Origin of the sequence: Novosphingobium sp. THN1, assembly GCF_003454795.1 — a bacterium.
Lineage (GTDB): Bacteria > Pseudomonadota > Alphaproteobacteria > Sphingomonadales > Sphingomonadaceae > Novosphingobium.
In genome coordinates, this window is sequence record NZ_CP028347.1 from 1,370,564 (window position 1) to 1,394,450 (window position 23,887).

The following is a 23,887-nucleotide window of genomic DNA, read 5'->3' on the forward strand; positions in this document are numbered from 1 at the left end:
AAGACGGATAAACCGGGGTCGGGGTACAACAAGGCATGAAGTTCCGCACCGCACGAATCATCGCCGCATTGATGGTGGCAGCCCCTGCGCTGGTTGCCACGGTGCCTGCGGTGCAGAGCCGCGCCACGGTTTCGCTGCAGGATCAGCGCGATCAGGCGATCCAGCAGCAGGTCGCCGCGATAGCTGCAGAAGGGCGTGGGCGCATTGGCGTTGCCGCGATGGACCTTGACGGCGGCGGCCAGATTTTCGTCAACGCCGACATGCCGTTCCCGATGGCCAGCACTGCAAAGATCGCGGTTGCGGCAACCTTCCTCGATCTGGTGGAGAAGGGGGCGGCACGGCTCGACCAGCAGTTCCCGATGATGATGCCGGTGCGCGAAACCGGGGCACGCAGTGCCGAAGCGCCACTCCGCTCAGGCCAGATCATGACCGCGCAGAGCCTGATGGAGCTTTCCATCACGCGCAGCCATAACGAAGCTACCGACGGCTTGATCCAGGCGGTGGGCGGTTATGACAAGGTCAATCGCTGGCTCACGTCCAAGGGTATTACCGGTCAGCGACTTGACCATACGATGGCAACCCTCGTTCGCGACGACGGCAAGGTCGACGCCGCGCGGGTCATCGATGTGCGCACGTCCAGCACGCCGCGCGCCATGCTGGCGCTGCTTGCCGCCATCGATCGCGGCGACGCCCTGAGCCCTGAAAGCCGTGCCGTGCTGCTCGATACAATGACGCGGACGAGCACGGGCAAGAACCGGATTCGTGCAGGCTTGCCAGTGGGGACGCTTGTTGCCCACAAGACCGGCACGCTGTTTGGAGTGACGGACGATGTCGGCATCGTGCGCCTGCCTGATGGCCGGCACCTTGCGGTGGTGTTCTTCGTGACCGGCCCGGAAGGCCATACGGCTCACGCCGGCCTGATCGCGCGGATGATGCGCACGATCTATGACGGCTACAGCACGCCGATGGCCAAAAGCACGCAGGACCTCGTACGCCGCCGCTGAGGCCGAACAACCTTACCCCACACGTAAACGGGGGGCAGCAAGGTGATCTTGCCGCCCCCGTTTTATTGCGCGTCACCTGCTGGCGCGCGGCAAAGAGAAAGGGGCGCGGTCCAAAGACCACGCCCCTTCTATCTCATGTAACCTGCCCTTGCGGGCGCGGATTACATCGAAGCAGCTTCGCTCGCTTCAGCCGAAGCGTCGGCAGCAGGAGCCGAAGCGTCAGCAGCGACTTCCGAAGCAGCTTCCGAAGCAGCAGCGGTTTCGGTGGCTTCAGCAGCCGGCTTTTCCGAGCAGCCAGCGAGAGCGAAGGCGGTGCCGGCGACAGCGGCGAGGATGAGCTTGCGCATGCGTTACAATCCCTGGATTGAAGTGACCAGCGCCGGGCAAGCAGCCCGCCGCAAAGCCTACTCAAGCGGTAGACTTCGCGACCCAATTAATCGGCAATTCATCGCGTTGCAAGCACAAGACGTATGCATTGTGTCACAGTTTAGCCCGGGTTTGGGCCGAACCGCCTTTTTTTTGCCCGATTTCCGTGCGTTGAGCTGAGGCCTGCTTGCGCTGGATTGAGTGTCGCCAACCCTGTCGCAAGGCGATGACGCAGGCATCGCGCCCTGCTAACACTCCCCGATGAACGAAAAGCAGCATCTCTATCTGGTCGACGGTTCGGCCTATATCTTTCGCGCCTATCACCGCCTGCCGCCGCTGACGAATCCGCAAGGGACGCCGGTCGGCGCGGTCTATGGTTACACCACGATGCTGTGGAAACTGGCCGAGGACCTGCACAAGGCCGATGGACCGACGCACCTGGCCGTCATTCTCGACAAGGCCGGCACCTCGTTCCGCAACGACCTTTATGACCAATACAAGGCCAATCGCCCGCCGCCGCCGGAAGACCTCGTCCCGCAGTTCCCCTGATCCGCGACGCCACCCGCGCGTTCAGCTTGGCATGCATCGAGGAGGACGCACTTGAGGCCGATGACCTGATCGCTTCCTATGCCCGTGCGGCGACATTGCGCGGTTGGGACGTGACGATCGTTTCATCCGACAAGGATCTGATGCAGCTGGTGGGCAAGTGCGCCACGGGTGGGGGCTGCATCGACATGCTGGACACGATGAAGAACCAGCGCATCGACATTCCCGAGGTGGTCGAGAAGTTCGGCGTTCCGCCCGAGAAGGTCGGCGATGTTCTGGCACTGATGGGCGATTCGGTCGACAACGTGCCGGGCATTCGTGGCATCGGTCCGAAGACTGCCACCAAGCTGATCCAGGAGTACGGCGATCTCGAATCGGCGCTGGCCGCCGCGCCTGCAATGAAGGCAAGCAAGCTGCGCGAGAGCCTGATCGAACAGGCCGAGATGGCCCGCCTCTCGCGCGTGCTGGTGGAACTCAAGGAAGATTGCCCGCTGCCGATTCCGATCGAGGACTTTGCCCTGGGCCAGATCCCGCGCGATCCGCTGGCGGCGTTTCTGGAGGAACACGGCTTCACCAGCCTGCTGCGCCGTCTCGACGATGGCAAGGGCAGCCCCGGTCCGAAGACGCAGCTCAACCCTGCCAAGCCTGAGAACAAGGCCGCCCCCGCACCTGCGGGCAACCGGCAGTCGCTCCCGTCATGGCCTGCGGTTGATCTTGGCGCCTATGCCTGCATCCAGTCGATGGGCGAGCTGCAGCAGTGGATCGCGCGGGCGTTCGAAGCGCGCGTGGTGGCGATCGATACCGAAACCAGCGCGCTCGATGCGATGCGTGCCAGCCTGGTCGGTGTAAGCCTTGCGCTGGGGCCGAACGACGCTTGCTACATCCCGCTCGGCCATGGCGGGGCGGACATGTTCGCCGAAAAACCGGTGCAGATTGATCGTGCCGAGGCGATCGCAGCCTTGAAGCCGCTGCTGGAAAGCGATGCGGTGCTGAAGATCGGCCAGAACATCAAGTATGACCTCAACATCCTGGCGCGCCACGGCGTCCACGTTGCGCCGATCGACGATACCATGGTGATGAGCTTCTGCCTCGATGCCGGGCGCAGCGAGACAGGGCTCGCCGGTCATGGCATGGACGAACTGGCCGAGCGCCACCTGCTGCACACCACGATGAAGTTCAAGGACCTGTGCGGCACCGGCAAGAAGGCGATCTCCTTTGCCGAAGTGCGGTTGGCCGACGCCACCCGCTATGCCGCAGAGGACGCCGACGTGACGTGGCGTCTGCATCGCCTGTTCCAGCCACGGCTGGTCGATGAGGCGGGGATGAGGATCTACCAGAAGGTCGATCGCCCGCTGGTGCCGGTCGTCGCGATGATGGAGCGCAATGGCATCAAGGTGGATCGTGAGCGGTTGTCCGGCCTCTCCACCGAGTTTGCCGCGCAGATCGCCCGCCTCGAAGGCGTGATCTTCGAGAAGTGCGGGCAGAACTTCACCATCGGCAGCCCCAAGCAACTGGGCGAGATCCTGTTCGACAAGCTCGGCTACAAGGGCGGCAAGAAGGGCAAGACCGGGCAATACTCCACCGACCAGTCAGTGCTTGAAGGGCTGGCCGCACAAGGCGCGGAAGTGGCGACGCTGGTGTTGGAATGGCGCCAGTTGTCGAAGCTCAAGTCCACATATACCGATGCTTTGCAAGCCGCGATAAACCCCGAGACCGGGCGCGTGCACACCAGCTACAGCTTGGTGGGCGCACAGACGGGGCGGCTCTCATCCAACGAGCCCAACCTGCAGAACATCCCGATTCGCACCGAGATCGGCCGCCAGATCCGCGATGCCTTCGTGGCAGAGCCGGGCAATGTGCTGCTGGCCGCGGACTACAGCCAGATCGAACTGCGCCTCGCCGCGCACATGGCCGACGTGCCCGCGCTGAAGGAAGCCTTCGCTGCTGGCGAGGACATCCACGCGCGCACCGCGATGGAGATGTTCGGCACGGTCGACCGCGATACGCGCGGGCGCGCCAAGACCATCAACTTCGCGATCCTCTACGGCATCAGCCGCTGGGGCCTTGGCGGACGTCTGGGCGTGAGCGCGGACGAAGCGCAGGCGATGATCGACCGCTACTTCGAACGCTTCCCCGGCATTCAGCGCTACATCCACGAAACGCTCGAAAGCGTGCGCGAGTGCGGTTATTCGCAGACGCTGTTCGGCCGCAAGACATGGTTCCCGCGCATCGGTTCGAAGAATCAGGCCGAACGCCAGGGCAGCGAACGCGCAGCGATCAACGCGCCGATCCAGGGCACCAGCGCCGACATCATCAAGCGGGCGATGGCCCGGATGATGCCTGCGCTGGCCGAAGCAGGCTTGCCCAACGTGAAGATGCTCCTGCAGGTCCACGACGAACTCGTGTTCGAACTGCCGGAAGGCGATGTGGAAAAGGCTAAGCCGTTGATCGAGCGGGTCATGGCGACGGCGGCCGAGCCTGCGGTGAAGCTCAGCGTTCCGCTTGGCGTGGAGATCGGCACTGGCTTGTCATGGGGCGCAGCGCACTGACGGTCAGTTCAGCGCCGCGTATTGCGCCAGATCGGCGGTGCCGAGCGTCAGGACCTGATCGTTCGGCACCGAGTTGGTCAGCGCGTAGAACGCCGAGGCCTTGTCGGGCCCGAGGCCCATCTCGCGGTAGTAGTCGAGATAGGCGCGGTTGATCGGGTCGGATGCGGCGAAATCGTCGGGCTCGTGGCCGTCGTCGTCGATCCACGAATGGACGACGAATTCGGCATCAGGAGCGGCGCTGCGGCTTGCGCCGGCAAGGAACAGCTCGACCGCGCCGGAGCGGACCGAGCCATGTTCGGGCACCAGCGTGGTGATGCCTGCCGCGCGGATCATCCGGCCAAGGCGAAGGTTGGCGTGATCGTCGACCGTGCCGGGGCAGTCCGGCATTTCGAGCATGCGAATGCCGGGGAAGACGCGGAGCATTTTCTGGAAGTCCGCAGGCGAATAGCTGTCGGTTTCGGCTACCAGCGCCGCCCGGCTGCCGTCCAGCACTTCGAACGGTCCGAAACTGGCCACGCCTTTCACGTCGGCGCGGGGCAGTCCGGCAATGCGTTCGGAGCCCGGCTCCTCGACCTCGACGACCGTCGTTTCGGTCCAGGTGACGCCGTTTTCCACCCACGCCCGTGTCGTTACCTCGCGCGTCGTCACCTCGCGGGCCAGCACCGGCTGGCATGCAAACATGGCGAATATCGCGGGAAGAAGGGCGCGGCGGAACATGATCATCCTTTTCCGCGCGCGCGGATTGCCGAATTGCCAAGGGACGCGGTTAAGATCGCTTCACCATGTCCCGCGACCGGCTGCGGATGCCTCGAAAATGGCCGCATCCCGCCGCCGCTATGCCGATGGCCCTGCTAGGCTACGTAGCATTGCGGATGGAGTGGAGGACCGATGGTCGCGCTGGTGTCGACGGTGGCCTATCTCGGGCTCGAGGCGCGCGCGGTGGAAGTGCAGTGCCAGGTGGCGCCCGGTCTGCCCGCATTCCGGCTGGTCGGCCTGCCTGACAAGGCCGTTGGCGAAAGCCGGGAGCGGGTCTCCTCGGCGCTTTCCGCACTCGGTCTCGCCCTGCCGCCCAAGCGGATCACGGTGAACCTGTCACCAGCCGATCTGCCCAAGGAGGGCTCGCACTACGATCTGCCAATCGCGCTCGCCTTGCTCGCCGCGATGGGCGTGGTCGATCTCGAACAGATCGCCGACTATGTGGCAGTGGGAGAGCTGGCGCTCGATGGCCGCGTGCTGCCCTCTCCGGGCGTGCTGCTGGCCGCGCTCCATGCCAGTGGCGAGGACAAGGGACTGATCTGCCCCGCCGCGCAAGGGCCTGAGGCGCGCTGGGCCAGCGGAATTGACGTGATTGCCGCGCCGGACCTGATCGGCCTGCTCAATCACCTGAAGGGGCAGCACCGCTTGCCGCAGCCTTCGCAGGGCGTGGCAGAGCCACCGCGCCGCATGGCCGATCTCAAGCAGGTCAAGGGCCAGGAAACCGCCAAGCGCGCGCTGGAGATCGCCGCTGCCGGTGGGCACAATCTCCTGATGATCGGGCCGCCGGGCGCGGGCAAGTCGCTGATGGCCTCATGCCTGCCCGGCATCCTGCCGGAGCTGACCCCGTCCGAGGCGCTGGAGGTGTCGATGGTGGCATCGGTCGCAGGTACGCTGGAGGATGGCCGCATCAGCCGCGCCCGGCCATTCCGCAGCCCGCATCACTCGGCATCGATGGCAGCGCTCACGGGCGGTGGGCTCAAGGTGCGGCCGGGAGAGGTCAGCCTCGCACACCTTGGCGTACTGTTCCTTGATGAACTGCCCGAATTTCAGCGCGCCGTGCTCGATTCGCTGCGCCAGCCGCTGGAAACGGGCGAGGTCACCGTTGCCCGCGCCAACGCGCACGTGACCTTCCCGGCGCGCGTGCAACTGATCGCGGCGATGAACCCGTGCCGCTGCGGACATCTGGGCGATCCGGCGCTGGGGTGCAGCCGCGCGCCGCGCTGTGCCGGAGACTACCAGTCCAAGGTGTCAGGCCCGCTCCTCGATCGCATAGATCTGCACGTCGAAGTCGATCCCGTCTCCGCCGCCGATCTGGCGCTCCCACCCCCGGCGGAAGGCTCCGATCAGGTGGCCGCGCGCGTGGCGCGGGCCAGGGCCGTGCAGGTCGCCCGGCTCGAAGGGACCAGCGCCCGCAGCAACGCCGAGCTCAACGGCGATCTGCTGGACACCCACGCCACTCCGGACGAACCCGGGCGCAAGCTGCTCGCGCAGGCCGCCGAAGCGATGCGCCTCTCCGCGCGTGGCTATACCCGCATGTTGCGCGTGGCGCGCACGATCGCCGATCTGGCCGGGGCGGAGACGGTGGGCCGCATCCATGTCGCCGAGGCGCTTAGTTACCGGAGAATTGCACCGCGGGCTTAGGATGGTTCACACGGAGACGCGGAGAAGAAAGGGAGACGCAGAGAAGCAGCGCTTGTGGCGAAGCCGCTGCCCACCTGCCACGGTACGTTTGGCGTAGGCTCGGCAGGGAAAACTTGCCTGACGGCCTCGCGCATCCCCTCTGCGTCTCCCTTTCTTCTCTGCGTCTCTGCGTGAACCCTTTCCAGCACAGCCTCAGAGATGCCGCCCCAGAAAGATCAGCAGCATCGCCCCGATCACCGAGGCCAGGCAGCCGGCGCGGTTCACGCCTTCGCCGAATGGCCCGCCGCTGCGCCAGCTGGCGAACAGGCCTGCCACAAGCGCGCCACCTATGCCCAGCAGCACGGTCTTGAGAAACCCTATGTCGACATCGCCGGGATAGAAGAACCGCGCCAGCACGCCGACCACCAGACCGGTGAAGACAATCGAGATCAGATTCAGCACACCTGCACTCCGTTCCTGTGGACACCACATATGGTGCCGGTTGACGGGTTCTTGTCCACAAGTTGGTGACGGGCGGCAAAAATATTTCGACCGGCGTCGTTTCGCCCTTGAAGTGCAGGAAAGTCCACGCGTCGCTGCACTGCACAATGATGCGCCCGGCGACGAAGCGAATCGCACGTGCGACGAATCGAGTCTGCCTGCGGATGTTTACCCTCTTGTGTCTGAATCCCGTTGAGGCACTATGGGTTGTGGTCGGGCTTCAGGGGGACCTCTAAACCTAGTTTAGAGCGCTTGGGCGTGTTTTGCGCGCAATGGCAACGCTTTGCCTGCGCGCGCGGCATCGGGGCCGTGACCAGGGTATTTCGGAGCCGAGCGCCTGCGGAACAACTTGTTCCACTTTCGTTCCGTCTCCTGTAGGATTGGGCCACTCGCCCGATTCGAGTGTCGATTGATCGCCCGGGCCTTGGCCGCGGGGTGCGAACGGGGGTTGAACGTGGATTTCAGAACTGGAGACGGCTCCGTGGTTGCGCAGGACGAACTGGCGCTGGCAAGCGCTCCGGCTGCGGCCGGTGAAGCAAAGGCGATGGATATGGACGCCAAGGACGCAGGCAGTGAAGCGCTTGTCGCAGGCATGGCGGCAACGGTTGCGGCCGCTGCCGTGGCCGCCGCGCCGGTCAGCGATTCCAAGAAGGTCAATCCGCGTCGCTTCACCATCGTGACGGACGACAGCCGCGATGCGCGCCTGACCGATTTCGGCAAGGACACGCTGGACGACCGCTATCTGCTTCCCGGCGAGAAGTATCAGGACCTGTTCGCGCGCGTGGCCGATGCCTATGCCGACGATCAGGAGCACGCCCAGCGCCTCTACGACTACATCTCCAAGCTGTGGTTCATGCCGGCAACGCCGGTTCTCTCGAACGGCGGCACCGGGCGCGGCTTGCCGATCTCGTGCTACCTGAACTCTGTGGATGACAGCCTCGAAGGCATCGTCGCCACCTGGAACGAGAACGTCTGGCTCGCCTCGCGCGGCGGCGGCATCGGCACTTATTGGGGCAAGGTCCGCGGCATCGGCGAGAGCGTCGGCCTCAACGGCAAGACCAGCGGCATCATCCCGTTCGTGCGCGTGATGGATTCGCTGACGCTGGCGATTTCCCAGGGTTCCCTGCGTCGCGGTTCGGCCGCCTGCTATCTCGACGTCTCGCACCCAGAGATCGAGGAGTTCCTCGAGATCCGCAAGCCGAGCGGTGACTTCAACCGCAAGGCGCTCAACCTGCACCACGGCGTGCTGCTGACCGACGAGTTCATGGAAGCCGTGCGCGATGGCGCCGAATTCCACCTGCGCTCGCCGAAGGATGGCTCGGTCCGCAGCACGGTCGATGCGCGTTCGCTGTTCCAGAAGCTGGTCGAAACCCGCCTTGCCACGGGTGAGCCCTACATCGTGTTCAACGACACGGTGAACCGCATGATGCCCAAGCATCACCGCGATCTGGGCCTCAAGGTCTCGACCTCGAACCTCTGCTCGGAAATCACCCTGCCGACCGGTCGCGATCATCTCGGCAACGATCGCACGGCGGTGTGCTGCCTGTCCTCGCTCAACCTGGAAACCTGGGACGAGTGGAACGGCGACAAGCGCTTCATCGAGGACGTGCTGCGCTTCCTCGACAACGTGCTGCAGGACTACATCGACCGCGCCCCGAACGAGATGGCCCGCGCCAAGTACTCGGCCGCGCGCGAACGCTCTGTCGGCATGGGCGTGATGGGCTTCCACTCCTTCCTCCAGCTCAAGGGCATCGCCTTTGAAAGCGCGATGGCCAAGGCGTGGAACCTCAAGATGTTCAAGCACATCGCGGCCAAGGCGGACGAGGCTTCGATCCTGCTCGCGCAGGAACGCGGGGCGTGCCCGGACGCTGCCGAAATGGGCGTGATGCAGCGCTTTTCCTGCAAGATGGCGATCGCGCCGACCGCGTCGATCTCGATCATCTGCGGCGGTACGTCTGCCTGCATCGAGCCGATCCCGGCCAACATCTACACGCACAAGACCCTGTCGGGCTCGTTCGTGGTCGAGAACCCGTACCTCAAGAAGCTGCTCGCGGCGAAGAGCAAGGACTCCACCAACGTCTGGAATTCGATCCTCGAGCAGGGCGGCTCGGTCCAGCACCTCGATTTCCTGAGCCCGGAAGAAAAGGCCGTGTTCAAGACCAGCTTCGAGATCGACCAGCGCTGGCTGCTCGAATTCGCGGCAGACCGCACGCCCTATATCGATCAGGCCCAGTCGCTGAACCTCTACATCCCGGCCGACGTCGACAAGTGGGACCTGATGATGCTGCACTTCCAAGCGTGGGAGAAGGGCATCAAGAGCCTCTATTACCTCCGCTCCAAGTCGGTCCAGCGCGCAGGCTTCGCCGGCGGCGTCGAAGCGGACAACACCGCCGAGGCCCCCAAGATCGAACTCTCGGCCGGCCCGACCGACTATGAGGAATGCCTGGCCTGCCAGTGAGGTACGTATGCCGGTAATCTTGAAAGATTGCAGAGCCGAAGGTTGCGGCGTCGGGCTTAAGGTTACGGGTGTCGTTGACTTGCAGGTTGATGGATTCGCTGCAAAAAATTGCAATGAGGCCATCGTGATCGAGGAGTCGGATGCGCCGAAGCCTGAGGCATCGTCCCGTCTTAAGCTTGCCAAGGACTTCCTTATGCAGACTGCGTCGTCTGCTGCGGCCGGCTTGATAACAGGCTGAGGCATGCCTCAGCCGTTACACCCCGCGACACTTTGCGGCTGGCGCACCTGTGCGACAATCCGCGACAAGACTTGTGCTTGCACGATCCCAGTCAGGCCCGCTAAGGCGGTCATGTCTAATGTTGCGATCAATTCGCATTATCAAAGGGGTTCGTTTCATGCGCAAGTGGCACCGCTGGATCACGGTGTTCTTCGGGGTCTTCATGATCTGGATGGCCTTCACCGGCGTCGCCAGCCACGTGACCGCGCTCTGGCCGGCTGGCGAGCGCGCGGGGCCGCCACCAGTGCCGCAGGGCTTCGTCTGCCCCGAAACCATGATGTGCCGGCCCAAGGCACCTCCGGGCGGCATGAAGTCGCTGGTCGGGTTCTTCCACCATCTCCACTCGGGCGAGGAATTCGGGCCCGTCGGCACGGCGATCTCGCTGATGACGGGCTTTGCGCTGCTGTTCTTCAGCATCTCGGGCCTGTGGATGTATTTCTCGATGTGGAAGAATCGCAAGGACCGCAGCCTCAAGCCCGGCTGGTTCTGGAAGTAATAGATTCTTTGATAGTTACGCCCCTGACATCCGTCAGGGGCTTGCGGCACCGGCCCGCTCCCCCGCCCGGCCACCCATCCAGGATACTCTCGTGGGTGGCCGGGCGGGGGAGCGGGCCGGTGCCGCAAGGAAAGCCCGGATGGGCTTTCCGTACCCGACAAGGAAAGAAAAACGCCCCGCCTTTCGGCGGAGCGCTCTCCGGTCGCGTGGCACGACCTGGTCCCGAAGGGGGCGGGACGTTCTTGCGGTCCGGCACCCGGCGATCTGCCGGGACAGGACAGCGGGAAGGCCTCGCTGCCTTTCCGGACTTATTCTTCCTCGAGCATGCCCCAGGCCACGTCTCCGTTGGCCGAGAGGCGCACCTTGTCGCCCTCGATTTCGGCAACGAGCCCGGTGGAAAGGTAATGATGGTGGCCCGAATGGGTTCCACCTTCGAAGCCCGCGCCCGAATCCTTCTTGGTCAGCTTGATCCGGTCACCTTCGACGCCGTCGACAGTGCCGATGTGCACGCCATCGGCGCCGATCACTTCCATGTGTTCACGGATGCCGGACGAGCCTTCAGAGCTGTTGCCGTAGCCCATCTGATCGCCGCTGCGCTCTCCGCCGCCCATCTGGCCCTGCTGCTGGCCGAATTGCGACTGCTGGCCGCTCGATCCTTCGTTCCAGCGCTGGCCACCGTCCTGCTGCTGGGCGCCGCCGGGGCTGCGCATGCCGCTGTCGGACGACTGGTTCATCTGCTGCTGCTGCCGCTCGCCAGCGTTGGCACCGGTGACGTTGCGCGAGTCGTTGGGTTCATATTCGCCCATGGCAATTCTCCTGCAAATCCAGAGGTTTTGAAAGGACACCGCGATCCGCGCGTCCATCCCCCATCAACCAAGCCTTGCGCCCGCCGTTCCACCCTGAAACCGGGCGCCGCGCCAGTCCGATGGCCCCTGTCGCCGGGCCGAGGGTTCCTGCCCCAAAGGGCACGATTCAATCGCGTGGAAAACCCCGCCACTATCCCCCGCAAAGGCTCGCTGCGCGCTTTTGCCTGACCGCATCAGACCTTACATTCAAAGAATCAGCACAGGACACCGCCATGCCCCTTCTTGAAGCCCGCCCGACTTACAAGCCCTTCGAATATCCCTGGGCTTACGAATTCTGGAAGCGCCAGCAGCAGATCCACTGGATGCCCGAAGAAGTGCCGCTGGGCGAGGATTGCCGCGATTGGGCGCAGAAGATTTCCGAGCATGAGCGCAACCTGCTGACGCAGATCTTCCGCTTCTTCACCCAGGCCGACGTGGAAGTGCAGAACTGCTACCACGAACAGTACGGCCGCGTGTTCAAGCCGACCGAGATCAAGATGATGCTCGCCGCCTTCTCCAACATGGAGACGGTGCACATCGCCGCCTATTCTCACCTGCTTGACACCATCGGCATGCCCGAAAGCGAATACGGCATGTTCCTCGAGTACGAAGAGCTCAAGGCCAAGCACGATTACCTGCAGACCTTCGGCGTCGACAACGACGAGGACATCGCTCGCACGCTCGCCATGTTCGGCGGCTTCACCGAAGGGCTGCAGCTCTTCGCTTCGTTCGCCATGCTGATGAACTTCCCGCGCTTCAACAAGATGAAGGGCATGGGCCAGATCGTCTCGTGGTCGGTCCGTGATGAATCGCTCCACTGCGAAGGCATCACCCGCCTGTTCCACGCCTTCGTGAAAGAGCGCGGGTGCCTGACCAAGGCGGTAAAGGAAGACATCATCGACTGCTGCCAGAAGACGGTGCGCCTCGAAGACGCCTTCATCGATCTCGCCTTCGAACAGGGCCCGGTCCCGGGTATGAGCGCCAAGGAAATCAAGCGCTACATCCGCTACATCGCCGACTGGCGCCTCGGCCAGCTCGGCCTGCCGGCGATCTACATGATCGAAGACCACCCGCTGCCCTGGCTCGCCCCGCTGCTCAACGGCGTCGAACACGCCAACTTCTTCGAAACCCGCGCCACGGAATACTCGAAGGCCGCAACGAAGGGCGACTGGAACACGGTATGGTCCAGCTTCGACAAGCGCCGGACGGCGAAGTCGGCGGCGAATGTAGAAGCGCCGGTTGAGGTGGACATCGATATGTTTGGGGCTGCGGGGATTGCGGCGGAGTGATCTTGGCGGAGTTGAAGAAGTAGGAAGGGATTGATGCGAGGGGCTAGGCCCCTCGCGCTCCTAGGAGTGCAGTTGATGGACGATAAACCTAATCTAGTAATTGGTTTAATATGTCCGGCAGGAACGGATTTATCTGAAATAAAGCAACAATTAACAGCTCAGTTGTCTATCGTCCACTATCGTTGCAAAGAAATAAAGGTTAGTAAAGCGATAGCTGAGGCGCTGAATGTCGAAACAATTTCCGATGAATTTGAGCGTATGCGAACCTTTATGGACGCTGGCGATAAAATAAGAAAGTTTTCGAGTGAAGGGTCTGGTGTTGCATCACTAATCGTGTCCGCATTGCGTGCGGAAAGAGAAAATGAATACGCTAACTCAACGGCATTTATAATAGACTCTCTTAAAAATCCCAAAGAAATAGATATACTTGATCAAATATATGGTAGAAATTTTTATACAATATCTATAAATTCTCCGAAAGAAAATCGTCTTCAATTTCTAGCTAATAAGATCGCAAGATCTCGCAAAGAGGCGGTGGCAAATAAGCATTTCGACCAAGCAGGACATCTGATCGAATTTGATCAGGCTGGAGAGGATCAAACTGGGCAAAGCGTTCGGGATACATTTCCGAAAGGAGATTTTTTCGTTGAAAGCGGCTCATGTGTCGAAGACATTAAACGATTTATCAGATTAATATTCCAAGATCCCTTCATAACTCCCACTTTGGACGAATATATGATGTTCGTCGCGAAGGCGACGGCATTAAGGTCGTGCGACTTATCAAGGCAGGTAGGGGCGGTAATATCCGATAAAGTTGGAAATATTATATCGACTGGTTGTAATGAGGTCCCGTATCCGGGCGGTGGATTTTACTTCGAAGGTAGGGAAGGTAATATCGGTGATAACCGAGATAAGGAAGAAAAGCACGATCCCAATTTTAACGAGGTGAAGAGATCGATATCCGAGTTTCTCGAAATACTGAAATCGACAGGTTATATTGGAGAAGAGGTCGATCTAGGGAGAGTTGCTGATAATCTCCTGCACGGAGATCACAAAAAGGACATGGAAAATGCGAGATTTAGGAATTTGATCGAATTTAGCAGAGTGGTTCATGCTGAAATGCAGGCCATAACTCAGGCTGCGCAAATTGGTCGTCCTTTGATCGATAGTAAGCTGTACTGCACTACCTTTCCTTGTCACCTTTGTGCAAGGCACATCATATCTTCAGGAATACGTGAGGTTATTTATATTGAGCCCTACCCGAAGAGTCTAACCACCTCGCTTTATCATCGGGAAATCGAGTCCGAACCTGACGGTGGGGAGGTCGCGGGCAAAATCACTTTTCGGTCATTCCGGGGTATCTCACCAACTCTCTACCAACGCGTATTCGCGTACCGTAAGCGTAAAGACGCATATGGCGCCATCGCAGCGTGGTTGCCGGAGCAGGCAATGCCGATTGGTGCTGTCACTGAGATTGTGCGACCACAATTCGAAACATTCGTAGCAAGCCAGATTGCAACCATCGTTGAAATGATTCATTGTAGCGCCACAGGGGAAAGCACCGGAACTCCGGTAGTGGCAGAGGCAGAGAATCATGCAGGAATCGCGCCTGTGGAACCAAATTCGTAAAGATCGGGATGAAGTTTCACATTACAGTGAGCGCGTTCGCAATAGCTACGCAAAGGAATATACCGGAGTAATCGATAAAGGTCGAAATTACAGTTTTGGAAGCGGCAGTATAAAGAGTACGTAACTAACTCTACGCGCGTTGAGTGGAGATTTTCTTAGGTTAAAGCCATTGGATTTCTCCACGTTCGCGCATGTCATAACCCGCCTCGACGAAGGCCTCGCACGCTATCGCTCAGATGAAAGCGATGCGCAGATTCGCGATGGGTTGGTCCAGCGGTTCGAGTTTACCTACGACCTTGCCCACAAGATGCTCCGCCGCGCGCTTGAGGCGGGGGCGGCGAATCCCGAGGAGATTGACCGGCTGACCTTCCCGGACCTGATCCGCACCGGTGTCGAGCAGGGACTGGTCGCAGGGCAATGGGCTGATTGGCGCACGTTTCGCGAAATGCGCAACATTACCTCGCACACCTATGACGAGGCCAAGGCGGTGCAGGTCGTCGCCGCGATTCCGGCCTTCCTGGCCGAGGCGCGCAACCTTTTGCAGCGCTTGCAGGCCCGGACGTGACCAGTACCCTGCACCTGACCGCAGACGAACTTTCCGAAGTGCGCGCGATCCTGAAGCACTGGTTGCCTGCAGATGTCACGGTCCGGGCATTCGGCAGTCGTGCGGGCGGCAAGCCCAAGCCTTGGTCTGATCTCGACCTTTCGCTTGAAGCCAGCGAACCGCTTTCGCTGTCCGTCCTGGCGGCACTGCGCGAGGCGTTCAGCGAATCCGCGCTGCCGTGGAAGGTCGATCTGGTGGATTATCGCACCGCATCCGCGGAATTCGCCGCGATCATCGATCGTGACGGCGTGCCGCTTCTCTGACATAGCGCCGCCCATGGAACTCGATGACCAGCTTCGCCGCTATTTCGGCACCGATGATCTGACCGCCGTCACCCCCGATGCCTTTGCGGCGGGGATCGAGAAGATGCTGGTGGATTTCGGCCTGGAGAAGGACCGCGCCCGCCGGTTCGGGCTGTGGTCCCTGCTGCACATGCTTGGGTCTGCGCCCGATCTCGACGTGGCGTTCAAGGACGCTGACGACCGCGAGGCGGCGCGCAATTTCATGGATATGGTCGCCAGGGCCTCGGATGGAAGCGGTGCCGGAAACGCTGGCTGAACTGCCGCTGCTGAAGATGGCGCTGGCCTGGCTGGCGCTGGCCAACCTTCACACCTTCACCGCCTTCTGGTTTGACAAGCGTGCCGCGCTGCGCGGGCACTGGCGTACGTCCGAAGCAACCCTGCTGATGGGGGCGCTGCTTGGTGGCACGCCCGGCGCATTCCTGGCGCGGCGGGTCTTCCGGCACAAGACGCGCAAGCAGCCTTTTGTCGGTCGGCTTCGGACCATTGCATTCCTGCAGATCGTGGCCCTTGGCGGCGCGGCGGGATGGTATGCGGGCGGCATGGTTCAGGTTTGAGGCAATCGCCGTTTGACGGCGCTGCGCGAAGCGCGCACTCTCTGCCCGGACGGAGGGTTGAGCCATGCCGGCATTGTTCTGGGGATTTGTCGCAATCGTGATCCTTGTGCTGGGGCTGGCGCTCGTTGCTCTCAAGCCGCAGGCCGATGCGTCCGAGCGGCGCCGGGAATCGGGCGACAGGTCGGGCGGCATGTGGTGGGCAACCGACGCCGGCAGCGGCGATTGCGGCGACGGCGGCTGCGATTAGTCCACGCGAATAGCGCATAGGAAAAAGGGCGGCTTCCCCCGGACGCCGCCCTTCCCGTAACCCGCAAGGCGGGCTGGATCGTTCGCCGGTTCGCTCAGGCCTTCTTCGGCTTGCCGTAGCGACGGCGGGCAACCAGGCCGGCGGCTGCTGCGCCGAACAGGATCACCATCGAAGGTTCGGGCACTTCGGTGCCGCTGCTGGTCGACGAGGTGGTCGTGGTGCCGCCGTTCGAACTGGACGAAGACGTCGACGACGAGGTCGACGACGATGTCGAGGACGACGTCGACGAAGACGTCGAGCTTGAGGTCGAACTCGATGTGGACGACGAGGTCGACGAGCTTGAGGTGACGTTGCCCGAGGAGGTCGAGGTCGACGAACTGGTGCTCACGTTGCCGGACGAGGTGCTGACATTCCCGCTCGAGGTCGAGACGTTGCCGCTGCTGGTGCTGACGTTGCCCGAGCTCGTGCTGACCGATCCGCTCGAAGTGCTGACATTGCCGGACGACGTCGAGGTCGAGGTGGAAACGCCGCCGGTCGAGGTCGAGACGCCGCCGGTGGTGGTTGAACTGGTGATGCCGCCCGAGGAGGTCGAGGTCGATCCGCCCGAGGTTGACGATGACGTGGACCCGCCCGAGGTGGAGGTGGAACCGGTGCTGGTGGACGAGACGACGACGCTACCACCGCCGCCGCTGCTGCCGCCAAAGAAGCCGCCGAAGAAGCCGCCCCCGAAGCCGCCGATGCCGCCGCCGCCGATCACCACCGGAACGCCGCCGCCGCTGGACCCGGTCGGCTGCGGCGGCATCGGCGGCATGTAGGGCACTGGCACCATTGCCATCTGCGGCGCGGGCTCGCAGGTCCTGGTGGTCGTCGTGGTCACGACGCGGCGGGCGCGGTGGATCTCGCGCTTGGCCGGGCGCTTCGCGATCCGCTTGGCGGGCTTGGTCGTCTTGACCTTCACCGGCTTGACGTGGTGGATCTCGCCCTTCGAAGGCGCTTCAGAAACGTGCACCGCGCCGCCGCCGAGCATCGCCCCGCCTGCTGCAGCCGCCGCCAGTTTTGCCAATGCCATCCGAACCGACATGATCGTTGCTTCCGTTCTCGTTCTCGGCGGAAGGGGCTACCAGAAGCGGGTTAATGCTCTGCTGACCCTTCCTTACCGATCGAAGAACGCAGATGGGGCGCGTGGGGCAATGCCGTTAACCCTCTTCTTACCGGTGAATCTGCCCGAAAACGGGACCGAAGCGGGTGAACCGTTAACTCTGTGCCAGAATGGGACCGAACCGCCGGCGAGGATGAAGGTTGGAATCCAACTCCATGGCAACTCCCCCTGACTCTCCTGCAACTCTCGTCAGCGGAGGGCAGACTCGGGCGCTAGTCTGCCTGGTCGAAGAGAGACGGTGTCGAGCCGCTCGGCGGAGTGAGTCCGAGGTGCTGCCATCCTCGATCGTTGAGGCACCGTCCACGTGCCGTGCGCGCGATCAGCCCAAGCTGGATCAGGTAGGGCTCGATCACTTCCTCGATCGTGTCGCGCGGTTCGGAAAGCCCGGCGGCGAGCGTTTCGACGCCGACCGGGCCGCCCTTGTAGATGTCGGCGATCATCGTCAGGTAACGGCGGTCCTGCAGGTCGAGGCCGATCTTGTCGACCTCGAGCCGGGTCAGCGCGTTGTCGGCAATGGATTGCGTGATCTTCTCTGCGCCTGCCACTTGCGCGAAGTCGCGCACGCGGCGCAGGAGGCGGCCGGCGACGCGGGGGGTGCCGCGCGATCGGCGGGCGATCTCGGTGGCGCCGCCCTTATCGATGCCGATCCCCATCAGCGAAGCGCCGCGCGCGACGACGCGCTCCAGTTCCTCGACCGAGTAGAACTGCAGCCGCACCGGGATGCCGAAGCGATCGCGCAGCGGGGTTTGCAGCAGGCCCTGCCGCGTGGTCGCGCCGATCAGGGTGAAGGGCGGCAGGTCAATCCGCACCGAGCGGGCCGAGGGGCCTTCGCCGATCATCAGATCGAGCGCGCGGTCCTCCATCGCCGGATAGAGCACTTCCTCGACCACGGGATTGAGGCGGTGAATCTCGTCGATGAACAGGACGTCGCCGTGTTCGAGATTGGTCAGCAGCGCAGCAAGATCGCCCGCCTTGGCAATGACCGGGCCGGACGTGGCGCGGAAATTGACGCCCAATTCGCGCGCGATGATCTGGGCGAGCGTGGTCTTGCCGAGGCCCGGCGGGCCGAAGAACAGCACATGATCCATCGCCTCGCGCCGCATCTTGGCGCTTTCGATGAAGACCTGCAGGTTGTCCTTGGCAGCGGCCTGCCCGACAAATTCGGCCAGCGTCTTGGGCCGCAGGGCAGCGTCCTGATCCTCGATCTGCGAGGCGGCGGAGAGGAGGGGGTTATCGGTCATTTGTCCTGGCAATTCTGTGCAGCGTAATCCCAAGACCCGCCGGCATCGAGGCAGCTGTCGATAGCAACTTCAGCGGACCCAAAGTGCCAAACGAGTGACAGGCCACCCAAAAGTAAGCCAAGTAGCAACACGCGCTTCACCCCGCCGCCCTTTTCAGCGCCACGCGGACCAGATCGTTGAGCCCGGCATCCTCGCCCAGTTCCTTGACCGCCGCAGTCACCGCGCTGCTCGCCACGGCGGGTTTGAAGCCGAGGTTCTGCAGGGCCGAGACGGCGTCGGCGCTGGCGTTGCCGGGGGTGGGGTGGATATTTCGCCGCTGCCCATGCCGACGGGCGAGGTGTAGCCTGCGAGGCCTCCGGCCTTGTCCTTCAACTCGTTGACGATGCGGCTGGCGAGTTTCGGGCCGACGCCGTTGGCGCGGGCGACCATGGCGGCGTCGCCCTGGGCGCAGGCGCGTTGGAGTTCCTCGACTGCGAGGGCCGATAAAATCGCAAGGGCGACTTTGCTGCCGACGCCCTGCACGGCGGTGAGCAGGCGGAACCAGGCGCGTTCTCCGGCGCTGGTGAAGCCGATCAGGCGCTGGTCTGTCTCGCTCACCTGCATTTCGGTATGGACAACGACCTTGTCGCCTCGGATGCCGAGATGGGTCAACGTCTTGGCCGAGCACTGCACGAGATAGCCGACGCCGTTCACGTCGATCACGGCCCAGTCGGGCCCGGTGTCATCGAGAATGCCGGTCAGCTTGGCGATCATGGTTTGTTCCTATGGCAGGAACTTTTTGCCGTGGCCAGAGGCTAAGCGCGGCGAATGTGTGGAGTGGTGTCGGCTGGTTGCGAGAACTTTCGCTGCTTGCCCACCCCCGGCCCCTCCCGCCTGCGGGAGGGGAGACGTCAATCGTTGGCTTGCTGGTCCTCGGGTACATTGTCCCACGGGCGGTAGTAGAGTTCGGCGCATTCGTGCGCCATCACGCCGCCGGTCAGCGTCAGGTCGTCCTTGTAGGCGTCCGCCACGAAGTCGAGCGTCGAGAGGTGGCGGTCTTCGAAGTACATTTCGTGGACGTCCTCGCGGCCCGCACCATAGACGATGCGCGAGATGCCCGCCCAGATCGAGGCCATGGTGCACATGCCGCAGGGCTGGAGCGTGGAATAGAGCGTGGCGCCGGGAAAGCGCATTTCGCCGGAGGACTTGCCCGCCGCGCGGATGGCCATGACTTCGGCGTGGGCGGTCGCGTCGCAGTGTTCGGCGGTGCGGTTTACGCCGTGCGAGAGCAGTTGCCCGTCCCGCACGATGATCGCGGCGATCGGTGTGTTGGCGGGATCGGTGCCCTTGCGCGCGACGGCAAGGTCCCTTGCGCGGGCCATCCAGTCTTCGTCGCTCGGCCTGTCATTCAGTGCGTCCATCCGATCCATACGCCGGATGTGCGCAGTCGTTCCGCCCTAGCGGTGGCTGCCCAGCATGTTGGCATGCGTGATCGCCACCGCCAGCGCGTCGGAAGCGTCCTCGCCGGCAAGCTGCACGCCGGGCAGGAGGATCTTGAGCATGTGCTGGATCTGCTGCTTTTCCGCGCCGCCGGTGCCGACCAGCGCCTTCTTGATGACCTTGGTGGGATATTCGGCCACCGGGATCCCCGCGCGCGCAACGGCGACCATGGCAACGCCGCGCGCCTGACCCAACTTGAGCGTGGACTGCGGGTTGACGTTGACGAAGACCTCCTCGACCGCGCCGCTGTCGGGCTTGTAGATGTCGATCACGGCGGCGAGCGCGGAATCGAGCTCGACCAGACGCTCGGCCATGGTTGCCTTGTTGTCGGTGCGAATCTGGCCGTTGGCGACGTGGCTCAACCGGCTGCCCGACTTGGCGACGACGCCCCAGCCGGTGACGGTGAGGCCGGGGTCGATGCCCAATATGATCATGTTACAGTTTCAGTCCGAAGCGCGGGGCCAGTTGCATCATGGCGAGATAGAGCAGGACCGTGAGCAGGCAGCCGGCGGCCAGTGCGATCCAGAACGACACCCCATGGCGCAGCAGCGCCGGGATGACGAGGAACATCGGCAGCGAGGGCAGGACGTACCAGAAGGTGGCCTCGGCATGGATCGCCATGTTCTCCGCATCTGGCCGGGCGTTCCACAGGAACACCATGCCAAGCACCGAGACCAGCGGCAGCGAGGCGACCAACGCGCCCAAGGTGGGCAGGCGCTTGCCGATTTCCGCAATGGCCGCGATCAGCACGCCCGAGAGCAGCGCCTTCGCGGCCAGTTGCCACATGCCGATCAGCCCAGCGTTTCCATGACGTCGTCGGGGATGTCGTAATTGCCCCAGACGGTCTGGACGTCGTCATCGTCCTCGAGCACGTCGATCAGCTTGAGCAGGGTGGCGGCGTTGTCGGCATCGACCGAGGTCTTCATGCTCGGCTTCCATGCCAGCTTGACGCCTTCGGCCTCGCCCAGGGTCTTTTCGAGTTCGCGGGCAACTTCGTGCAGCGATTCGACCGCGACCCAGATCTGGTGGCTGCCGGGATTCTCGTCGCCATCACCCATGTCGGATTCGACGTCTTCGGCACCGGCTTCGATGGCGGCTTCGAGGACCTTCTCCTCGTCACCGACCTTGCCGGGGTATTCGATCAGGCCAAGGCGTTCGAAGCCGTGGCTCACCGCGCCTGATGCACCAAGGTTTCCGCCGTTCTTGGAGAAGGCAGTGCGGATATTGGTGGCGGTGCGGTTGCGGTTGTCGGTCAGCGCTTCGACGATGATCGCGACGCCGCCGGGGCCATAGCCTTCGTAGCGCACTTCCTCGTAGTTATCGCCTTCGCCCTTCGACGCCTTGTCGATGGCGCGGGCAATGTTGTCCTTGGGCATGGACTGGGCCTTGGCGGCGTTGACCGCGGCGCGCAGGCGCGGGTTCATGTCCGGATCGGGCATGCCCATCTTGGCGGCCACGGTGATTTCGCGGCTGAGCTTGGAAAACATCGCCGAGCGCTTTTTGTCCTGCGCGCCCTTGCGGTGCATGATGTTCTTGAATTTGGAATGGCCTGCCATGGTCCGTGCTTCTTGCGAGGTTTTGGAATCTGCACCGCCCCTAGCCGACGCGGGCGCATCCGGCAATCGGTGTGGCGCATTGGCGCAATTGCAGGCATGAGGCAGCGATGATCCGCACCACGCTTGCCGAACTCATCGCTTTCCTTCGCCGCCCTGTGCCGATGGAGGCATCCGGCCTGAATGACGATGGCGCGCTGTCGCGCTGGGTGGTGCTGGCGGCGTTCCAGATCGGCGTGCTGGGGCTGGTGGTGATGCCGCTGATCGCGCTGTGGCAGAAGGCCTTTGCTCTATCCCCGCCCAATGCCTTCGAGGGACTGGGACCGCTGGCGCTGTGGGGCGGGGCGGTACTGCTGGCGCCGGTGCTGGAAGAGCTGTTCTTTCGGGGCTGGATGAGCGGAACGCGGCGGGCGCTGGCGCTGATGGGCGTGGTGCTGGCCGGGCTGACGCTGTTCATCGCATTCGGCCGGGGCAAGCCGCTGGCAGGTGGCGGGATTCTGCTGGCCACGATTGTTGCAACCGGTGTTGTCTGGTGGCGCAAGCGACGCGACAGATCGGTCCCCGCGTGGTTCTCCCGGCACTTCGCCCTGCTGGTCTACGGCACCACTGCGCTGTTTGCCGCGATGCATCTGGCGAACTACGCGAGCGTTACGCTGGCTGCCGTGCCGATGGTGCTGCCGCAGTTCTGGTCAGGCCTGATGTTCGCGCACATGCGGGTGAGGCTGGGTCTGCTGGCTTCGATCCTCAACCACATCGCCTCTAACGCGATCGTGCTGGCCGTGGCGCTGAACTGGGGTTAGCCGTTAACGACTGTCCCGCCATTGGGGTGCAGGACCTGGCCCGACATGTAGGATGAATCCTCGCAGGCGAGGAACAGGAAGCTCGGGGCGACTTCGTTGGGCTGGCCGGGGCGCCCCATCAGCGTGTTTTCGCCGAAGTGCTCGAGCTTTTCCTCGGTGGCGCCACCGCACGGATTGAGCGGCGTCCAGATCGGACCGGGCGCTACGGCGTTGACGCGGATACCGTGGCCGACGAGCTGTTCGGACAGGGCGCGGGTGAAGGCGGTGATGGCGCCCTTGGTGCTCGAATAGTCGAGCAGTTCGGGTTCGCCCTTGTAGCTGGTGATCGAAGTGCAGTTGACGATTGCGGCGCCGGGCTTGAGGTGCTCGCGCGCAGCCTGAACGAGATAGAACATCGAGAAGATGTTGGTCTGGAAGGTGCGCTGCAGCTGATCGGCGGTGATGTCGCGGATGTCCTTGTCAGGGTGCTGTTCGCCCGCATTGTTGATAAGGACGTCAAGGCGGCCCCAATCGCCGATGACGAGATCGACGAGGGCGTGGGCCACTTCCGGATCGCCGAGGTCGCCGGCAAAGGTCAGCGCTTCGCTGCCTTCGGCCTCGCACAGTTCACGGGTGCGGGCAGCGTCCTCGCTTTCGTTGAGATAGGCGATGGCGACTTTTGCGCCTTCGCGCGCGAACAAGACTGCGACGGCCCGTCCGATGCCGCTGTCGGCCCCGGTGACGATTGCCACCTTGCCCTTGAGCCGCCCTGAGCCGGGATAGCGCGGCTGCCATTCGGGCTTGGGATCGAGGTTCGCCTCGCTGCCGGGAAGGCCGTCCTCGTGGATCGGCGGGCGGACGGTGGCGGTCTGGGTCATTGGGCTATCCTGCTGAAACTACAGGATGCCAATGGCCGGGCAGGGTGGTGGTTCCGCCCCTGCCCGGGAAACGCGATCAGTCGATGCCGAGGGCGTTCTTGTAGGTTTCGAGCACGGCTTCCATCTCGCGGCGGTCGTCGGGCTTCATTTTCCGCAGGCGGACGATCTGGCGCATGATCTTGGCGTCGTAGCCGGTCGCCTTGGCTTCGTTGTAGACATCCTTGATGTCGTCGCCGATGCCCTTCTTTTCCTCTTCCAGGCGCTCGATGCGCTCGATCAGGAGGCGCAGACGATCGTCTGCGGTCTTGGCGTCGTCGAATTCGACCATCGGGAAAGTCTCCGGGTATGCGGGTGAATCAGGTGGCGGGGCTGATAGACGCGCCACCGGATTCGGGCAAAACCGGGCCTGTGGATAGTCCGGGGATTAGTGAGATCCGGCGTTCTTCTTCAGGCTTTCTTCCATCCGGGCGAGCTGCTCCGGCGTCGCTTCGGTCTGATAGCGGGCTTTCCACTCTGTAGCGGGCAGGCCGTGAATCACTTCGCGCGCTGCGGCCTTGTCGCCTTCGAAACCGCCTTCGATGATCCAGTCGGCAAGGCAATTGCGGCAGAAGCCCGAAAGACCCATCAGGTCGATGTTCTGGGCGTCGTGGCGATGCTGGAGGTGCTTGACCAGGCGGCGGAAGGCGGCGGCCGCTACGGAATCGGGCAGGGCATCGATTGCATTCGTATCCACTGTAAACATCCTTGGGTTTTGA

The 23,887-nt window shown here is 63.0% G+C and carries 27 protein-coding genes and 2 pseudogenes; 15 read left to right on the forward strand and 14 right to left on the reverse strand.

What is annotated here, in order from left to right; genetic code table 11:
* Positions 1-35 precede the first annotated feature (35 nt).
* Positions 36-1,004: a serine hydrolase gene (locus C7W88_RS06755; protein WP_118072978.1), complete on the forward strand. Its 969-nt coding sequence runs from the start codon at positions 36-38 to the stop codon at positions 1,002-1,004.
* A gap of 161 nt (positions 1,005-1,165) precedes the next feature.
* Here C7W88_RS06755 and C7W88_RS06760 read toward each other — a convergent pair whose 3' ends face one another.
* A complete protein-coding gene (locus tag C7W88_RS06760) occupies positions 1,166-1,351 on the reverse strand; it encodes a hypothetical protein (protein ID WP_039333570.1) in 186 nt (61 codons plus the stop codon).
* Positions 1,352-1,631: 280 nt separating this feature from the next.
* On the opposite strand from C7W88_RS06760, the pseudogene polA reads away from it, so the two are divergent.
* Positions 1,632-4,465: pseudogene (polA, locus tag C7W88_RS06765) on the forward strand (DNA polymerase I).
* A 3-nt stretch (positions 4,466-4,468) separates the two neighbouring features.
* Here polA and C7W88_RS06770 read toward each other — a convergent pair.
* Positions 4,469-5,188: a hypothetical protein gene (locus tag C7W88_RS06770; RefSeq protein WP_370073207.1), complete on the reverse strand. Its 720-nt coding sequence runs from the start codon at positions 5,186-5,188 to the stop codon at positions 4,469-4,471.
* A gap of 165 nt (positions 5,189-5,353) precedes the next feature.
* Here C7W88_RS06770 and C7W88_RS06775 point away from each other — a divergent pair, with 165 nt between their 5' ends.
* Positions 5,354-6,862 carry a YifB family Mg chelatase-like AAA ATPase gene (locus C7W88_RS06775; RefSeq protein WP_118072979.1) on the forward strand — a complete coding sequence of 503 codons (1,509 nt, stop codon included), beginning with the start codon at positions 5,354-5,356 and terminating at the stop codon, positions 6,860-6,862.
* A 192-nt stretch (positions 6,863-7,054) separates the two neighbouring features.
* Here the strand turns inward: C7W88_RS06775 and C7W88_RS06780 are convergent, their stop codons facing one another.
* Positions 7,055-7,303, reverse strand: a complete 249-nt coding sequence (locus C7W88_RS06780; protein WP_118072980.1) for a GlsB/YeaQ/YmgE family stress response membrane protein — start codon at positions 7,301-7,303, stop codon at positions 7,055-7,057.
* A 493-nt stretch (positions 7,304-7,796) separates the two neighbouring features.
* Between C7W88_RS06780 and C7W88_RS06785 the strand changes: the two genes are divergently transcribed.
* Complete coding sequence (locus C7W88_RS06785; RefSeq protein WP_118074631.1) at positions 7,797-9,800, forward strand: ribonucleoside-diphosphate reductase subunit alpha; 2,004 nt, start codon at positions 7,797-7,799, stop codon at positions 9,798-9,800.
* 356 nt (positions 9,801-10,156) lie between these two features.
* On the forward strand, positions 10,157-10,573 hold the full coding sequence (locus C7W88_RS06795; protein WP_255418798.1) for a PepSY domain-containing protein: 417 nt from the start codon (positions 10,157-10,159) through the stop codon (positions 10,571-10,573).
* Between the two features lie 308 nt (positions 10,574-10,881).
* On the opposite strand, the gene C7W88_RS06800 is transcribed toward C7W88_RS06795, so the two are convergent.
* Complete coding sequence (locus C7W88_RS06800) at positions 10,882-11,154, reverse strand: DUF2171 domain-containing protein (RefSeq protein ID WP_118074632.1); 273 nt, start codon at positions 11,152-11,154, stop codon at positions 10,882-10,884.
* A 497-nt stretch (positions 11,155-11,651) separates the two neighbouring features.
* Here C7W88_RS06800 and C7W88_RS06805 point away from each other — a divergent pair, with 497 nt between their 5' ends.
* The 7 genes from C7W88_RS06805 (at position 11,652) to C7W88_RS06835 (ending at position 16,043) form a co-directional block, all read left to right on the forward strand.
* Positions 11,652-12,707, forward strand: coding sequence for a ribonucleotide-diphosphate reductase subunit beta (locus tag C7W88_RS06805; RefSeq protein ID WP_118072983.1), 1,056 nt, complete (start codon positions 11,652-11,654; stop codon positions 12,705-12,707).
* A gap of 75 nt (positions 12,708-12,782) precedes the next feature.
* The gene (locus C7W88_RS06810; RefSeq protein WP_162895940.1) at positions 12,783-14,336 is read left to right on the forward strand and encodes an anti-phage dCTP deaminase; all 1,554 of its coding nucleotides are present in this window, start codon (positions 12,783-12,785) and stop codon (positions 14,334-14,336) included.
* A 169-nt stretch (positions 14,337-14,505) separates the two neighbouring features.
* A complete protein-coding gene (locus C7W88_RS06815; protein WP_118072985.1) occupies positions 14,506-14,901 on the forward strand; it encodes a nucleotidyltransferase substrate binding protein in 396 nt (131 codons plus the stop codon).
* Complete coding sequence (locus tag C7W88_RS06820; protein ID WP_118072986.1) at positions 14,898-15,203, forward strand: nucleotidyltransferase family protein; 306 nt, start codon at positions 14,898-14,900, stop codon at positions 15,201-15,203. Before C7W88_RS06815 ends, C7W88_RS06820 begins: the two co-directional genes overlap by 4 nt.
* A gap of 13 nt (positions 15,204-15,216) precedes the next feature.
* Positions 15,217-15,498: a hypothetical protein gene (locus C7W88_RS06825; RefSeq protein ID WP_118072987.1), complete on the forward strand. Its 282-nt coding sequence runs from the start codon at positions 15,217-15,219 to the stop codon at positions 15,496-15,498.
* Positions 15,470-15,796, forward strand: a complete 327-nt coding sequence (locus C7W88_RS06830; protein WP_240344865.1) for a DUF1294 domain-containing protein — start codon at positions 15,470-15,472, stop codon at positions 15,794-15,796. Before C7W88_RS06825 ends, C7W88_RS06830 begins: the two co-directional genes overlap by 29 nt.
* A gap of 64 nt (positions 15,797-15,860) precedes the next feature.
* Positions 15,861-16,043, forward strand: coding sequence for a hypothetical protein (locus tag C7W88_RS06835; protein ID WP_118072988.1), 183 nt, complete (start codon positions 15,861-15,863; stop codon positions 16,041-16,043).
* Positions 16,044-16,137: 94 nt separating this feature from the next.
* Here C7W88_RS06835 and C7W88_RS23565 read toward each other — a convergent pair whose 3' ends face one another.
* Positions 16,138-16,227, reverse strand: a complete 90-nt coding sequence (locus C7W88_RS23565; RefSeq protein ID WP_230487715.1) for a PEP-CTERM sorting domain-containing protein — start codon at positions 16,225-16,227, stop codon at positions 16,138-16,140.
* Positions 16,228-16,231: 4 nt separating this feature from the next.
* On the opposite strand from C7W88_RS23565, the gene C7W88_RS23570 reads away from it, so the two are divergent.
* Positions 16,232-16,858: a hypothetical protein gene (locus C7W88_RS23570; protein WP_240344866.1), complete on the forward strand. Its 627-nt coding sequence runs from the start codon at positions 16,232-16,234 to the stop codon at positions 16,856-16,858.
* Between the two features lie 45 nt (positions 16,859-16,903).
* Positions 16,904-17,374 (forward strand): hypothetical protein, encoded by a 471-nt coding sequence (locus tag C7W88_RS23575; protein ID WP_240344867.1) that lies wholly within the window; start codon positions 16,904-16,906, stop codon positions 17,372-17,374.
* 40 nt (positions 17,375-17,414) lie between these two features.
* Here C7W88_RS23575 and ruvB read toward each other — a convergent pair whose 3' ends face one another.
* From ruvB to C7W88_RS06870, 6 genes and pseudogenes are all read right to left on the reverse strand, one after another.
* Complete coding sequence (gene ruvB, locus C7W88_RS06845; RefSeq protein ID WP_118072990.1) at positions 17,415-18,443, reverse strand: Holliday junction branch migration DNA helicase RuvB; 1,029 nt, start codon at positions 18,441-18,443, stop codon at positions 17,415-17,417.
* 136 nt (positions 18,444-18,579) lie between these two features.
* Positions 18,580-19,196, reverse strand: a pseudogene (gene ruvA / locus C7W88_RS06850) (Holliday junction branch migration protein RuvA).
* Between the two features lie 137 nt (positions 19,197-19,333).
* Entirely contained in the window at positions 19,334-19,843 is a 510-nt protein-coding gene (locus C7W88_RS06855; protein WP_240344868.1) for a nucleoside deaminase, read from the reverse strand.
* A 36-nt stretch (positions 19,844-19,879) separates the two neighbouring features.
* On the reverse strand, positions 19,880-20,356 hold the full coding sequence (gene ruvC / locus C7W88_RS06860) for a crossover junction endodeoxyribonuclease RuvC (protein WP_118072991.1): 477 nt from the start codon (positions 20,354-20,356) through the stop codon (positions 19,880-19,882).
* A gap of 1 nt (position 20,357) precedes the next feature.
* On the reverse strand, positions 20,358-20,708 hold the full coding sequence (locus C7W88_RS06865) for a DUF3147 family protein (protein ID WP_118072992.1): 351 nt from the start codon (positions 20,706-20,708) through the stop codon (positions 20,358-20,360).
* A gap of 5 nt (positions 20,709-20,713) precedes the next feature.
* On the reverse strand, positions 20,714-21,478 hold the full coding sequence (locus tag C7W88_RS06870) for a YebC/PmpR family DNA-binding transcriptional regulator (protein ID WP_039333607.1): 765 nt from the start codon (positions 21,476-21,478) through the stop codon (positions 20,714-20,716).
* 107 nt (positions 21,479-21,585) lie between these two features.
* Between C7W88_RS06870 and C7W88_RS06875 the strand changes: the two genes are divergently transcribed.
* A complete protein-coding gene (locus C7W88_RS06875; protein ID WP_118072993.1) occupies positions 21,586-22,275 on the forward strand; it encodes a type II CAAX prenyl endopeptidase Rce1 family protein in 690 nt (229 codons plus the stop codon).
* On the opposite strand, the gene C7W88_RS06880 is transcribed toward C7W88_RS06875, so the two are convergent.
* The 3 genes from C7W88_RS06880 to C7W88_RS06890 form a co-directional block, all read right to left on the reverse strand.
* Positions 22,272-23,132 carry an SDR family oxidoreductase gene (locus tag C7W88_RS06880; protein ID WP_118072994.1) on the reverse strand — a complete coding sequence of 287 codons (861 nt, stop codon included), beginning with the start codon at positions 23,130-23,132 and terminating at the stop codon, positions 22,272-22,274. The two genes, C7W88_RS06875 and C7W88_RS06880, sit on opposite strands and share 4 nt — an antisense overlap.
* Positions 23,133-23,208: 76 nt before the next feature.
* Positions 23,209-23,460: a DUF2312 domain-containing protein gene (locus C7W88_RS06885; protein WP_039333612.1), complete on the reverse strand. Its 252-nt coding sequence runs from the start codon at positions 23,458-23,460 to the stop codon at positions 23,209-23,211.
* A 96-nt stretch (positions 23,461-23,556) separates the two neighbouring features.
* Positions 23,557-23,865, reverse strand: coding sequence for a DUF1244 domain-containing protein (locus C7W88_RS06890; protein WP_240344869.1), 309 nt, complete (start codon positions 23,863-23,865; stop codon positions 23,557-23,559).
* Positions 23,866-23,887: the final 22 nt, after the last annotated feature.